Here is a 12,875-nt window from a genome sequence, read left to right on the forward strand (position 1 = left end):
GGGTCAACTGCCGGGAGACGGTGTCAGGACGTGCCCGCCGCGGCGCCGGCCGCGATGAGCTTGCGGTTGATGTCCCGCACCGGTCCGGGGTCGACCTTGAGGACCGCGCGGTCGTAGGTGATCAACCCGTTCAGCTCGCCCTCGACGTCGCTGAGCTGCGTGTACACCGAGCCGGACAGGTTGCCGGCGGCGGCCGGCAGCAGTTGGCTGGTGTTGTCGACGTAGTCCTGGGTCAGCTCCGCGATGGTCGAGGCGTCACCACCGTAGTTCTGGCCGCCGGAGACGCCCAGGATGTGGCCGGGGACGTTCAGCGAGTACCCGCCGTGCTCACCGTCCACGGCGGCCCGGGTCGCGTCCGGGGACGGGAAGGCGGGGCCGTGGTACACGTGGTAGTCGATCAGGTCGCCCTTGCCCGAGTCGCCCTGCGAGGCACAGCAGTTGACGCCGGACGCGGCATCGACCAGCCGGCTCGGGTCCTGCTGCTTGATCGAGTCGGCCAGCGCGCCGGTGGCCTCCTTGGACTGCTCGCCCCAACCCTCGTTCATCATGGTCCAGACGATGACGGACGGGTCGCTGAGGTGCTGGTCCACGATCTCGTGGGCCTGGTCGCTGAACGCCTGGTCGCTGGCCTCGCTCGCGCCGGGCCCGACGTTGCGGCTCGGCATGTCCTGCCAGACCATCAGGCCGAGCTTGTCGGCCCAGTAGTACCAGCGCGCGGGCTCGACCTTGATGTGCTTGCGCACCGTGTTGAAGCCGAGCTGCTTGTCCAGCTCCAGGTCGGACTTGAGGGCCTCGTCGGTCGGCGCGGTGTAGATGCCGTCCGGCCAGAAGCCCTGGTCCAGGTTGGCCAGCAGGTAGGTCGGCTTGCCGTTCAGCTCGACCTTGTCCACGCCGCCGACCTTGGCGACGGACACCGACCGCATGCCGAAGTACGAACCCACCGAGTCGTACGAGAGGCCGTCGGTGAGAGAGACCTTGAGGTTGTACAGGTAGGGGTGGTCGGGGCTCCACAGCTCCGGGTGCGGGATGTGCAGCGTCAGCTTCTTGCCCACGGTGCCGATGACGGTGCCCACCGGCTTGTCGCCCACGTACGCGGTGGCGTTCACCAGGGACCAGGCGGGGGTGCCGGCGGACGGCCGCACGGTGACGGACAGCGTGTCGTCGGACAGGTTCGGCGTCGTGGCCAGCGAGTCGATGCTCGCCTTGGCCACCGGCTCCATCCAGACGGTCTGCCAGATGCCGGAGGACGGGGTGTACCAGATGCCGCTGGGGTCGCTCGACTGCTTGCCGGTCGGCGTGTCGGGGTCGATGGTGTCCTTGACCTTCAAGGTGAGGGTCTGGGGCCCGCGGCCGACCAGCGCGTCGGTGACGTCGGCGGTGAACGCCTCGTAGCCGCCGACGTGGTGGGCGACCTGCTTGCCGTTGACGTAGACCCACGCCTCGTAGTCCACCGCGCCGAAGTTGAGGTTCAGCCGGTTGCCCGACCCGACCCGCCAGTTCTGCGGAACGGTGAACGTGCGCTGGTACAGCGACCAGTCGTGGTGCTCGGCGACGCCCGACAGCGGCGCCTCCATCGGGTACGGCACCAGGATGGACCCGCTCAGCTTGCCCTTCGGCAGCGCGGCGTTCTCGGCGGTGCCCTGGAACTGCCAGGTCCCGTTGAGGTTCTGCCACTGGTCACGGGTCATCTGCGGCCGGGGGTAGTCCGGGAGCGCGTTCGTGGGGCTGACGTCCTTGGCCCACTTAGTGGCGAAGTACCAGGTGGAGTTGTTGGTCGCCAGGCCGGAGAACAGCGGGACGGGACCTGCGGCCGTGGTCAGGCCGCCCTGCCCGTCGTAGCTGATCCGCACCTTCGCCTTCAGCGCGGCGGGGATGTCGGACTTCCCGGCGGTCAGCAGCAGTTGGGACGTGTCGGCGGGATTGACAACGATGTCAGGCGTCCACCGACTGCTGCCGGCGATGACCGACAGGTGCTTGCCGAGGTCGGACGGCAGCGAGGTGACCGCTCCGGGCAGCTGCACCGTCGCGGACTTGCCCGAGGAGGTGACCGCGGCGTCGACGGTGGGCGCGGTGAAGCCGGCCGGCAGGTGCAGCGCGGAGTCGGGGATCGCCTGGCGGGTGATCCCGGGGCCCGACCACTCGGTGGTGATGTACGCGCCGCCGTCGCCCTGGTTGTAGTCGAACGCCAGCGTGTGCGGGCCGGCGGTGAGCGTGATCGGCTCGGACTGCGTCTGGACGTCCCAGTCGGTCGTCCAGTGGTCGATCACGCTCGACCCGTCGAGCGAGAGGCGGAAGCCGTTGTCGCCCTTGATGTAGAACGTGTACGTGCCGCCGGCCGGGACGTCGAGCTGGCCCGTCCAGTGCGCGGCGACGTTCAGGGTGGAACCCGCGTAGTCGCGCAGGGTGGGCAGCAGGTCGGGGACGTTCAGGGAGTCCTCGACGCCGGTGCTGCTGTACTGCGCGAAGTCCAGTGACGTCGCGTCGGAGCTGAGGTAGTAGTCCGCGCGCAGGCCCTGCGGGGTGTCGGCGGTGGGCGCCGCGGACCCCGCGGCGGACGCCGGGACCGCGGCGCCGGCGGCGGTCGGGACGAGCAGTGCCGCGCCCAGCAGCAGCGGCACCAGGGCGGCGAGTCGGCGTCGGTTCGGTGGGCGGAATCTGCCTGATCTCACTGCGGATACACCTCTCCGTGGGAGAACTCGGCGTCCAGGGAACGGCGGAGGTTCATGCCCTCGCCATCTTTCCAACGTTGGAAGAGTGGACGGTGAGAATGAAAGCAGGGTGCTGGAGTGACGTCTACCCCCTGTGCAATGACTGCGCAAAGTCGTTTTGGTGCGGTTTTACTGCATTGATCTACCGCTCGTCGGCAGGGAACAGAAGCCGAATTCGGCGCAGTTGTCGCCCTTGCCGAATGTGACGACGTTTTGTCCTGCGGTGGAGAGCGGCTCACCGCCTACGGGCCGGCCCCGTTGACGGGCACTTGGCGCTCCCGGCCCCAGCCCCCAGCCCCCAAGTCCCCAAGTCCCCAGCTCCCAGATCAGGCCGTCAGGGGATGAAGAGAGCCCGGGCCCCGTCGCGGGGTGAGGCCCCGGCTAAGGCGATCAGGAAGGCGTTCAAAGGCGCCTTCCAGCGCATAGTCCGCCTTTTGGTCCTTTGCCCGTCGGGTTGGGGTTCATCAGTACCGTGAAGAGGCTTTTCGGGGCCGTGAAGAGGCTTTTCAGGACCCGCGGTCCCGGTCGGGAAGTGCCCGGGGGCCCGGACGGCCTTGCGTATGCGGGCGTTGACGGACGTGATGGCGTTCGTCGATCAGGTGACCGTACGGATCTCGACGTCGAAGGACGGAAAGGGCGCGAACTCGTTGCCGCGGCAGCCCGCCCGCGCCGGTCAGCCGCACGCCCTCGGTCCGGGCCCGATCGACCAGCGTCGCGATCAACCGCTCGTCCGACGCGCCGTGCCCTACCGGTTCCGCCACAGGCTCGCGCCCGGTCGTCGTCTCCCTCATGTGCCGTCTCCGTGATCGACGGATTCGCTGTCTGCCAGGGACTCCCTACGCCGGCTCGGAGGAACGCGATCGGCACGCTCCCGATCCGCTGCCGCGACGCCCCCCAAGTACCGCAAGGAGTCCGGCGTCTACTGCGATCGCAGTAGACGCAAGTGTCTGCGTTCGGTGGACGACGGCGGGAGGCGTGTCGGGAAGTCTTGGAGGGCACCGGTTGTCGGGTGCGCCCCGTTCCGTCCGCTCCTTTGGAGGCTCTCGTGTCAGCCCTTGCCCGATGGTGCCACCGGCACCGTCTCGCCGTTCTGCTGGGTTGGGTGGTGCTGCTGATCGCACTCGCCGGGGCGCTGGGGGCGGTGGGCACGGGGTTCAGCAGCAGCCAGACATCGCAGAACACCGAATCGGCCACGGCCTCCGCGCTGTTGCAGCACGCCTCGGCCGGGAGGTCCGGGGACAGCGGGTACGTGGTCTGGCAGACGCCGCACGCCACGGTCACCACCGCGTCGGTGAAGGCCGAGATGTCCGGCCTCCTGGGCAGGATCGCGCAGGAGCCCACGGTGGCCTCGGTCACCAGCCCCTACGACGCCGCCGGGGCCGCTCAGGTCAGCTCTGACCACACCGTCGCCTATGCGAGTGTGCAGTTCGACCACGCCGCGACCAAGGAGCAGCAGAAGAGCGTCAAGTCCCTTGTGCTGGCGGACGACTCCGCGGGCGTGCACGTCGCCGTGGGCGGGCAGGCGTTCGGCAGCGAGCCGGCGGCGGGTGGTCCGGCCGACGCCATCGGCATCGTCCTCGCCTTCGTGATCCTGGTGCTGGTCTTCCGTGCCGTGTGGGTCGCCGTTCTCCCGATCATCACCGCGATCGCCGGCGTCGGTACCGCGGCGCTGACCGTGATGCTGCTCAGCCACGTCGTCACGATCCCGTCCACCGCGCTGACCCTGGGTGCGCTGATCGGTCTGGGCGTCGGGATCGACTACGCGCTGTTCATCGTCAACCGGCACCGGGGGAACCTGACGGCCGGGATGAGTGTGGGCGACTCGATCGGCGCCTCCCTGAACACCTCGGGACGTGCCGTGGTGTTCGCGGGGTTGACCGTGGTGGCCGCGTTGCTCGGAATGACGACGCTCAGGCTCGGGGTCGTCACCGGCATGGCCGAAGGGGCCGCGGTCACCGTGGTGCTGACGGTGCTCGCCGCCGTCACCCTGCTGCCCGCGCTGCTCGGCTTCATCGGCCCGAAGGTCCTCAGCCGCGCCCAGCGCCGCCGCCTGGCCGACCCTTCCTCCGGTGGCACCGAACGGGCCGGGTTCTGGCCCCGCTGGGCCACCCGCGTCCAGGCCCGGCCCCGGATTCTGGCCGTGGCGGGGCTGGCCGTGCTGATCGCGCTGGCCGTACCGGCCCTGTCGCTGCGCCTCGGCGCGGCCGACGACGGCAACCTGCCGACCAGTTCGACCAACCGGCAGGCGTACGACCTGCTGTCCGACGGGTTCGGCCCCGGCTTCAACGGCCCGCTCCAGATCGCCGTGCAGAGCCACGGCAAGGCCGACCAGGCCGCCGAGACCCGGCTGGTCAGCGCCCTCGAACACACCTCCGGGATCGTCAGCGTGACCCAGCGGCCGGTCAACGCCGCGCAGGGCGTGAGCGAGATCGTCGCCGTGCCGTCGACCTCGCCCGAGGCCGCGGCGACCTCCGACCTGATCGACCACCTGCGGGCCGATGTCATCCCGCAGGCCGAGCAGGGCAGCACGATGAAGGCGTACGTCGGCGGCACCACCGCGAACAACGACGACTTCGCCTCCACGGTGACCGGAAAGCTTCCCCTGTTCATCGCGGTCATCACCGTGCTGGGCCTCCTGCTGCTGGTGATCGCCTTCCGCAGCCTGCTCATCCCCCTGGTGGGCGCGGTGCTCAACGTGCTCAGCATCGGCGTCGCGTTCGGCGCCACCGTGCTGGTGTTCCAGAACGGGTTCGGCGTCTCGCTGCTCGGCGCCGGGTCGGGCGGACCGATCGAGTCCTTCGTCCCGCCCATGATCATCGGCGTGGTCTTCGGCCTGTCCATGGACTACCTGGTGTTCCTGGTCTCCCGGATGCGCGAGGAGTGGGTCCGCACCGGCGACAACAACCGCGCCGTGCGCGTCGGGCACGGCGAGACGGGACGGGTCATCGCGGTGGCCGCCGCGATCATGTTCTTCGTGTTCGGCTCGTTCGTCTTCGGCGGCGCCCGGGTCATCGCCGAGTTCGGCGTGGCCCTGTCGGTCGGCATCGTGCTGGACGCGCTCCTCATCCGCCTGGTCGTCGTGCCGGCGCTCATGCACCTGTTCGGCCGGGCGAACTGGTGGATGCCGCGATGGCTGGACCGCCTGCTGCCCTCCATCTCGGTCGAAGGCGAGATCGACTCGGCACCCGCCGACGCCGAGGTCCCGCCGCCCGCCTACGCGCCGGTCCACGGCCGGCCGTAGCCGTGTCCGCGGCCCGCGGCGCGGTCACCCGCGCAGCGGGCCGCGGTCTGTGGCGCGCGGGCCGCGGGCCGTGGCGCACGAGCCACGGTCCGTGGCGCACGAGCCGCTGTCCACGCCGGTTCCCGCCCCGCCTTGCGCCGGCGTGGACCGGACCCGTATGTCAAAGGAGGTGAGGGCGACGCGAACCATCCCGGCTCGGCTGCGCGCCGACCGCCGCGTGCGCGACGCGGCGCCGGCCGTCGTGCTGGCGGTCGTCTTCGTGATCGCACCGGCCTTCGGCGTCCACGGCTGGACGCGTGCGGCCACCGTCCCGGCCCTGCTGGCCGTGGCCTCCTGCCTTCCACTCGTGGTCCGCAGCCGGTGGCCGCTGCCGGTCCTGGCGGCCACGCTGGCGCTCGACGTGGTGCGCGTCGTCGTCACGCAGCAGTCCGAGACCGCCCCGGCCGCCGTCCTGGTCGCGCTCTACACCCTGGCGACGCGCCGGAGGCGTTCGCTGGCCTGGCCGCTCGGGATCGTCTCGGCCGCGCTGGTCACCGCCGCCTACGCCGTGGCCCACGGGGAGAGCGGGACGTCCGGCGTCGTGCTGGGCCTGTTCGACCTGCCGATCCTGGCCACGGCGCTGGGCGACACGGTGCGCAACCGGCGGGACTACCTGGCCGAGGTCGAGTCGCGCGCCGAACGCGCCGAACGCACCCGCGAGGAGGAGTCCCGCCGCGCGGTCGTCGAGGAACGCCTGCGGATCGCCCGCGAGTTGCACGACATCACGGCGCACCACCTCACCCTGGTCAACGCGCAGGCCGGGGTGGCGCACCACCTGATGCGCGACAACCCCGCCGCCGCCTACCAGGCGCTGGGGCAGATCAAGGAGACCAGCCGGGCCGCGCTCGACGAGATGCGCGCCACCGTCGGGCTGCTGCGCCAGTCCGACGACGACCCGGCGCCGCTGCACCCGATGCCCGGCCTGGCGGATCTGGACGAGCTGGTCGGCGCCTTCCGGGCGGCCGGCTCCCAGGTCGACGTGCGCCGGCACGGCGTCCCGGCGCCCGTCGCGGCCGGAGTCCAGCTGGCCGCCTACCGGATCGTCCAGGAGGCGCTGACCAACGCCCGCCGTCACGCCCCCGGAACGCACGTCCGCGTGCTGCTGGAGTACGACGCCGACGCGCTGCACGTCACCGTGGCCAACGACAGGCTCCGCGACCAGGACCAGCGGACCGGGCCTGCGGGCAGGGAACCCGGCACGGAACCCGGCACGGAACCCGGCACGGAACCGGCGGCCGGACCCGGAGCCGGCCGCGACGGGCGGCGGCGCGTGGAAGCCGCAGCGGCCGGCGCCGGGGCCGTCCACCAGCACAGCCCCGGCCGAGGCCAACGGCTCAGAGCGGCCCGCGGGGAGACCGCCGGGCCCGCCGGACCGCCCTTCCCCGCGGGCACGGAAACCGGTCACGGCACGGGGGCGCCCACCGGTCTCGGCCCGGGGGCGCGCACCGGCCATGGCCTGGTCGGGATGCGCGAGCGCGCCACCGCTCTCGGCGGCACGATCACGGCCGGCCCCGATCCCGCCGGAGGCTACCGGGTCCGGGCCGAACTGCCGCTGTCCCCCTCGTCCTCCGCGGCGGTGACGGCGTCGGCGGAACCCGCCACCGCCACCGCACCCCCCGCTTCCGCCTCCCGCGACGCCGCCCAAGTGAAAGGCCCCTGATGACGACCATCCGCGTCCTGCTCGCCGACGACCAGGCACTGCTGCGCGGCGCCTTCCGGCTGCTGATCGACGCCCAGGACGACATGGAGGTGGTCGGCGAGGCGGCCGACGGCCGGGAGGCCGTCGAACTCGCCCGGACCCACCAGGCCGACGTCGTGCTGATGGACATCCGCATGCCGGGGCTGGACGGCATCGCCGCCACCCGGATGATCGACGAGGACGAGGACCTGGCCGGCGTCAAGGTGCTCGTCCTGACCACCTTCGAGGCCGAACAGTCCGTCGTGGAGGCGCTGCGCGCCGGAGCCAGCGGCTTCCTCGGCAAGGGGGTCGAGCCGGCGCAGCTGCTGGACGCCATCCGGCTGGTCGCCGACGGCGAGGCCCTGCTGTCGCCCACCGCGACCCGCGGGCTGATCGCGCAGTTCCTGGCCCGGCCCCAGCCTGGCAGCCCGTCCGATCCCGCGGCGCTCGACTCCCTGACCCCGCGCGAACGCGAAGTCCTGCGGCTGGTGGCGACCGGACTGTCCAACCAGGAGATAGCCGAACACCTGGTCGTCACGCCGGCCACGGCCAAGACGCACGCCAACCGCGCCATGGCGAAACTCGGCGCCCGTGACCGCGCCCAGCTCGTGGTGATCGCCTACGAGACCGGCCTGGTCCATCCCGGCAGCCGAGCGGCGTCGGCCTGAGCGCCGGCCTCAGCCCGGCTCCTCCCCCGGGCGTCCTCCGACGACGCCCCGAGGGCTCCCGCCGTCAGGCGCGGAGTCCTCGGGCCGGGCGGGCGAGGCGGGCTGACACGTCCGCGGCCACGTCGGCCTCGTGGGGCACGAGGTAGAAGTGGTCCCCGGGGAACGAGCGCAGCTCGAAGGAGCCCGGGGCGGCGAGGTCGGACCAGGAGCGGACCTGGTCGAGCGGGCAGCTCGGGTCGTCCTGGCCGACGTAGGCGGTGATCGGGGCCTTGACCGGGGCGGGCCGCGGGGAGTCGTAGGTCTCGATGATCCGGTAGTCCGCGCGGAGGGCGGGGAGCAGGAGGTCGCGCAGCTCCGGGATGTCGTAGGCCTCCGAGTGCAGGTCGCCGAGGTGCCGGACGTGGGTGATCAGGGTCGCGTCGTCGGCGGCGTGCAGGGTGGTGTGCGCGGTCCACTGGGGGGACACGTGCGCCGAGACCATCAGGTGCTCGGGGACGATGCCGCGGGCCTCCAGCCGCAGGGCCAGCTCGTAGGCGACGCAGGCGCCCATGCTGTGGCCGAAGAGCGCCAGCGGCCGGTCGAGCCGGGGCAGCAGCGCGCTCTCGATCGCGTCGGCGAGGGTGGCCATGTCCTCGACGCAGGCTTCCGCGAGCCGGTCCTGGCGGCCGGGGTACCGCACGGCGAGCACCTCGACGTCCGCCGGCAGCAGCGCGGGCCAGCCGTGGAACAGCTGCGCCGTGCCGCCGGCGTGCGGGAGGCACACCAGTCGGAGCCTGGGGTCCGCCGCTCGCCGGTGGACACGGAACCACTTCTCGGGATCGTGCGCCGTCATCGCTGCCGGAGACCGCCTTGCTGGGGGGAACCGAGCACGGAGAGGCAGGCGGGGAGCCGCTTCGCCGCCCTCCTGGACGCTCGTGCCGCCCGTCGTGTGGGCTCGGCTGCGTACGGGGGTGTTCCGGTCGCCGGCATCCGACCTGCCTCCATCAAGGTGTCTCCGTCTCCGGCCGCGCCTTCCACGCCTCCGACGCCTGCTCCCCGTCGAGGGTGCGGGGCCGGGTGGTGGCGGCCGAGTTGGATCGGCCGTCGCCGGGTGCGTGCGGGGAAGAGGCGGTGGAACCCGTGGGTGGTGCGGGCTCAGCGCGCCTTGGCGGCGGCCGAACCGGTGGTGCGGGGCTTGCCGACGGACGTGCTCTCGGCGCCGGCCTGCGCCGCGTGGGCCGCCACGCCCGCCGGAACCAGCCCGGCGTCCGCTCCGGGGCGGACCGCGGTGCCGCCCGCCGGAGCCTCGGCGGCGGTGCCGTTCCCGGCTCCGTGCGTCATCTGGACGGCGAGCATTTCGGCGGTCGCCTCGGCTGCGAGGTCCTGGATTCCCTCGCTGGCCTCGTGGACGGCCTTTTTGACTTCGATCCCCAGCCCCAGGGACGTCTTGATGATCCCTCGCATGAGGGGCTTGCCCAGCCTTTTGGCCAGGGAGGCGGCGATCAGGCCGATCAGGAAAGGAGGTACCACAGGTGGCATGGTGCGATGTCCTTTTCTTCTACTGGGGAAATAGTGATTGAAGGGCCAACGAGAAGTGCCGGGAAAATGCGATGACATGCATGGATTCCCCCGTCAACCACCCCGTACCTCGGAGCGTATCCGAGAGCGGGAAGGTCGTTGCGGATTCCGCTGCGGCCTTCACTCATTCGAGGGGAACGGCCCTCTTTCCGCTGGCTGTTCGGTCCGCAGACAGCGCGGGACAAGCCCGCGGGAATACCCGAAAGACCAGGGAAGTCCGTGGTGATCCGCGGCAGTTGGCAGCGGTCCGCGGAAGTCCCCGGCAGACGAAGAAGTCCGAAGAAGTCCGGCAGGACTTCCGGCGGAGTGTCCCGGAGTCCGCCGGGGCCGCCTGACTCCGGCGGAGGTCCGCTGCCGGACCACCGCACGAAGCGGGATCGGGGCGGAGTGCCCGGCCCGGACACCGAGCCCCGATCCGGACACCGAGCCCCGGCCCGACACCGGGATCGGCCCGGACACCGGGACCCGGAGCGGCCGCCGGACCACGACGCCGGGGGTGGTCTACCGGCGGCCCTGGGCCGGCACGGTGCCGAGCTTGGCGCTCAGCACCGACAGGAAGGTCGGAAGCTTGTCCACCGCGGACTTGGGGACAAGGGTGACCTGGACCGTGTTCCGCACCATGTCATGGACGACGAGCTTGTAGGTGCCGTCCTCGTGCACGATCTCGGCGGAGTAGAGCAGCGTTTCCACCAGGGTCCTCCGGGTGTGTCGGATGTGTCGGGTGGCGGGTCAGGCGCCGTTGAGCCAGGCGTTCCACGCCTGGGTGGCCTGGGCGGCCCGCTCTTCGTCCATGTCCTCGGCGAACAGGTGGTGGCCCAGCCAGATCGGCCAGTTCCAGCTGCTGCCGTTGAAGAACCGGTACAGCGCGTCCTGGCCGCGCAGGGCGACGAAGTCGGCGCTGAGCCAGTCCACGACCACCTTCTCCGAACCGCCGTCCGTACCCGGGAGGTCGAGCGGCAGCAGGTCGCCGACGGCGGTGCCGTCCGCGACACCGAGGCGGCGGAGCAGGGCGGCGAAGTCGGCGGGGTCGTCGGTGCGGCGGCCGGTGTCGGCCTTGACGTAGACGGCGGTGCGGCCGGCGAAGTGCCTCAGGTACTCGGCGAGGCCCCGCTGGTAGAAGGCGACGTGCTTCTCGGCCGCGTCCGCCTTGGTGTCCCAGTCGGCGTCGACGACTCCGGTGTGCACCCAGTGGATGCCCATCCGCAGGCGGCTGGTTCCGTCGTCGAGCGGCTCGATCCGGTAGGAGAGCGTGTTGGAGAACCCGTCGGCCAGGGCCACGCGGACGGCGAAGTGGTGCGGCGGCTCCCACGCGACGACGGTGCCGTCGCCCCGGGTGACCCGTCCCCCGACGCGCGGTTCGACCTCCATCGGGTACAGCCAGCCCAGGTTGCCGGCGCCGGTGGCGACCGCGTCCCAGACCTGCTCGGGCGTGGCGGGCAGGTCCTGCTCGTAGCGGGCTTGGAACTCTCGGGGCATGGGGGGTTCTCCTTCGTCGTGGTTCGGGTGTCAGTAGGTGAGCGGGAGGGCGCTCAGCCGCCGTTGCAGCGGGTTGGGCCGCCATTCCAGGGCCGTCTCGTCGGCCAGCCGCAGGTCGGGGAGCCGGCGGACCAGGGTGCCGACGGCCACCTCCGCCTGGAGCTTGGCCAGCGGGCCGCCGAGGCAGAAGTGCGGGCCGTTGCCGAAGCTGAGGTGCCGGTTGCCGGGGCGGGAGAGGTCGAGCCGGTCGGGGTCCTCGAAGCGCTCGGGGTCGCGGTTGGTCGCGGCGAGGAACAGGTACGCCAACTCGCCCTCGCGCAGCGTCCGCCCGCCGATCTCGACGTCCTCGGCGACGACCCGGACGATCGCCTGGGTCACCGTGTCGTAGCGGGCCAGCTCCTCGACGGCACCGCGGATCAGGCCGGGGTCCGCGCGCAGCCGGGCCAGCTGGTCCGGGTGGCGCAGCAGGGCCAGCATGCCGTTGCCGATCAGGTGGGTGGTGGTCTCGTCGCCCGCGGTGATCAGGACGAAGCAGGTGGACAGCAGTTCGGAGTCGGTGAGCCGGTCGTCCTGCGCCTGCGTCGCGACCAGGGCGCTGATCAGGTCGTCGCCCGGTTCCCGCCGGCGCTGCCGGATGAGTCCGGACAGGTACTCCTCGTACTGCTCGATGGCCGCCTCGGATTTGCCGATGTCCTCGCTGAGCCGGCCGAAGCGGCGGAACCAGCCCTTGACCTGCGGCCGGTCCCCCTCCGGGATGCCGAACAGCTCGCAGACGACGGACATCGGCAGTGGCGAGGCGACCGCCTCCAGCAGGTCCATCGCCGGCCCTGCCGCGACCGCCTCGTCGACGAGCCGGTCGACGATCCGCTGGATGCCGTCGCGCAGCGCCTCGACCCGCCGGGCGGTGAAGGCCCGGTTGGCGAGCTTGCGCAGCCGGGCGTGGTCCGGCGGGTCGGTGTTGGTCATCACCCGGCCGAGCCGGTCGGTGATCCGGCTGAACGCCTTCAGGTCGCCGCCGAGGGCGCCGTAGGCGCGGGTCATCCGGTCCCGGTCGTTGGACAGCCGCATGTCGCCCAGCGCCGCCTCGACGTCGGCGTACCGGGTCAGGTACCAGATGCCCTGGTCGCTGCGGTGGACCGGGCTCTCGCGCCGCATGCGGGCGTAGAGCGGGTACGGGTCGCGGCGGGCCTCGGGCAGGTGCAGCGCCGCGGCGAGGTCGCCGGGCCCGGCGGGGCCCGCGGTGCCGCGGGCCCCGTCCAGGGTGTCGGTGGAGGTCACGTCGGCCGCGCTACCGCTGGGCGGCCATGGCGTCGGCGAGGCTCCTGGGCCGCATGTCGGTCCAGTTCTCCTCGATGTACTCCAGGCAGGCGGCGTGCGTGTCGGGGCCGTGGACGGTGGTCCAGCCGTCGGGCACGTCGGCGAACCGCGGCCACAGCGAGTGCTGGTCCTCCTCGTTGACGAGTACGAGGAAGGTGCCGTCCTGGTCGTCGAACGGGTTGGTCATGGGG

At 71.9% G+C, this 12,875-nt stretch carries 10 protein-coding genes and 1 pseudogene; 3 read left to right on the forward strand and 8 right to left on the reverse strand.

All coding sequences use genetic code 11. From position 1 onward, the window contains the following. Positions 1-23 precede the first annotated feature (23 nt). Both BS72_RS03435 and BS72_RS37670 read right to left on the reverse strand, forming a co-directional pair. Positions 24-2,669 carry a glycoside hydrolase family 2 gene (locus tag BS72_RS03435; protein ID WP_037906276.1) on the reverse strand — a complete coding sequence of 882 codons (2,646 nt, stop codon included), beginning with the start codon at positions 2,667-2,669 and terminating at the stop codon, positions 24-26. Positions 2,670-3,042: 373 nt separating this feature from the next. Next, positions 3,043-3,354 (reverse strand): annotated as a pseudogene (locus BS72_RS37670) (transposase); the annotation flags it as partial. 456 nt (positions 3,355-3,810) lie between these two features. On the opposite strand from BS72_RS37670, the gene BS72_RS03440 reads away from it, so the two are divergent. The 3 genes from BS72_RS03440 to BS72_RS03450 all read left to right on the forward strand — a co-directional run bounded on the left by BS72_RS03440 (position 3,811) and on the right by BS72_RS03450 (position 8,334). Then, positions 3,811-5,949 carry an MMPL family transporter gene (locus BS72_RS03440; RefSeq protein ID WP_232792197.1) on the forward strand — a complete coding sequence of 713 codons (2,139 nt, stop codon included), beginning with the start codon at positions 3,811-3,813 and terminating at the stop codon, positions 5,947-5,949. A gap of 169 nt (positions 5,950-6,118) precedes the next feature. Continuing rightward, positions 6,119-7,648 carry a sensor histidine kinase gene (locus tag BS72_RS03445; RefSeq protein ID WP_051950602.1) on the forward strand — a complete coding sequence of 510 codons (1,530 nt, stop codon included), beginning with the start codon at positions 6,119-6,121 and terminating at the stop codon, positions 7,646-7,648. After that, positions 7,648-8,334 (forward strand): response regulator, encoded by a 687-nt coding sequence (locus BS72_RS03450; RefSeq protein WP_037906280.1) that lies wholly within the window; start codon positions 7,648-7,650, stop codon positions 8,332-8,334. Before BS72_RS03445 ends, BS72_RS03450 begins: the two co-directional genes overlap by 1 nt. Positions 8,335-8,398: 64 nt before the next feature. Here the strand turns inward: BS72_RS03450 and BS72_RS03455 are convergent, their stop codons facing one another. The 6 genes from BS72_RS03455 to BS72_RS03480 form a co-directional block, all read right to left on the reverse strand. Then, positions 8,399-9,097 carry a thioesterase II family protein gene (locus BS72_RS03455; protein WP_232792198.1) on the reverse strand — a complete coding sequence of 233 codons (699 nt, stop codon included), beginning with the start codon at positions 9,095-9,097 and terminating at the stop codon, positions 8,399-8,401. 371 nt (positions 9,098-9,468) lie between these two features. After that, positions 9,469-9,852, reverse strand: a complete 384-nt coding sequence (locus tag BS72_RS33575) for a DUF5132 domain-containing protein (RefSeq protein WP_078900972.1) — start codon at positions 9,850-9,852, stop codon at positions 9,469-9,471. Positions 9,853-10,392: 540 nt separating this feature from the next. After that, the gene (locus BS72_RS03465; protein WP_232792199.1) at positions 10,393-10,581 is read right to left on the reverse strand and encodes a hypothetical protein; all 189 of its coding nucleotides are present in this window, start codon (positions 10,579-10,581) and stop codon (positions 10,393-10,395) included. 39 nt (positions 10,582-10,620) lie between these two features. Further along, complete coding sequence (locus BS72_RS03470; protein WP_037906286.1) at positions 10,621-11,367, reverse strand: SRPBCC family protein; 747 nt, start codon at positions 11,365-11,367, stop codon at positions 10,621-10,623. 30 nt (positions 11,368-11,397) lie between these two features. Beyond that, the gene (locus tag BS72_RS03475; RefSeq protein ID WP_037906288.1) at positions 11,398-12,645 is read right to left on the reverse strand and encodes a cytochrome P450; all 1,248 of its coding nucleotides are present in this window, start codon (positions 12,643-12,645) and stop codon (positions 11,398-11,400) included. A gap of 10 nt (positions 12,646-12,655) precedes the next feature. Then, positions 12,656-12,871 (reverse strand): MbtH family protein, encoded by a 216-nt coding sequence (locus BS72_RS03480; RefSeq protein ID WP_037906290.1) that lies wholly within the window; start codon positions 12,869-12,871, stop codon positions 12,656-12,658. Between the last annotated feature and the right edge of the window lie 4 nt (positions 12,872-12,875).

Origin of the sequence: Actinacidiphila yeochonensis CN732 (assembly GCF_000745345.1) — a bacterium.
GTDB lineage: Bacteria > Actinomycetota > Actinomycetes > Streptomycetales > Streptomycetaceae > Actinacidiphila > Actinacidiphila yeochonensis.

Excerpts from the sequence above, each read along its gene's own strand:
- BS72_RS03470 (WP_037906286.1), bottom strand. The coding sequence starts at position 11,367 with ATGCCCCGAGAGTTCCAAGCCCGCTACGAGCAGGACCTGCCCGCCACG.
- BS72_RS03450 (WP_037906280.1), top strand. The coding sequence starts at position 7,648 with ATGACGACCATCCGCGTCCTGCTCGCCGACGACCAGGCACTGCTGCGC.
- BS72_RS33575 (WP_078900972.1), bottom strand. The coding sequence starts at position 9,852 with ATGCCACCTGTGGTACCTCCTTTCCTGATCGGCCTGATCGCCGCCTCC.
- BS72_RS03480 (WP_037906290.1), bottom strand. The coding sequence starts at position 12,871 with ATGACCAACCCGTTCGACGACCAGGACGGCACCTTCCTCGTACTCGTC.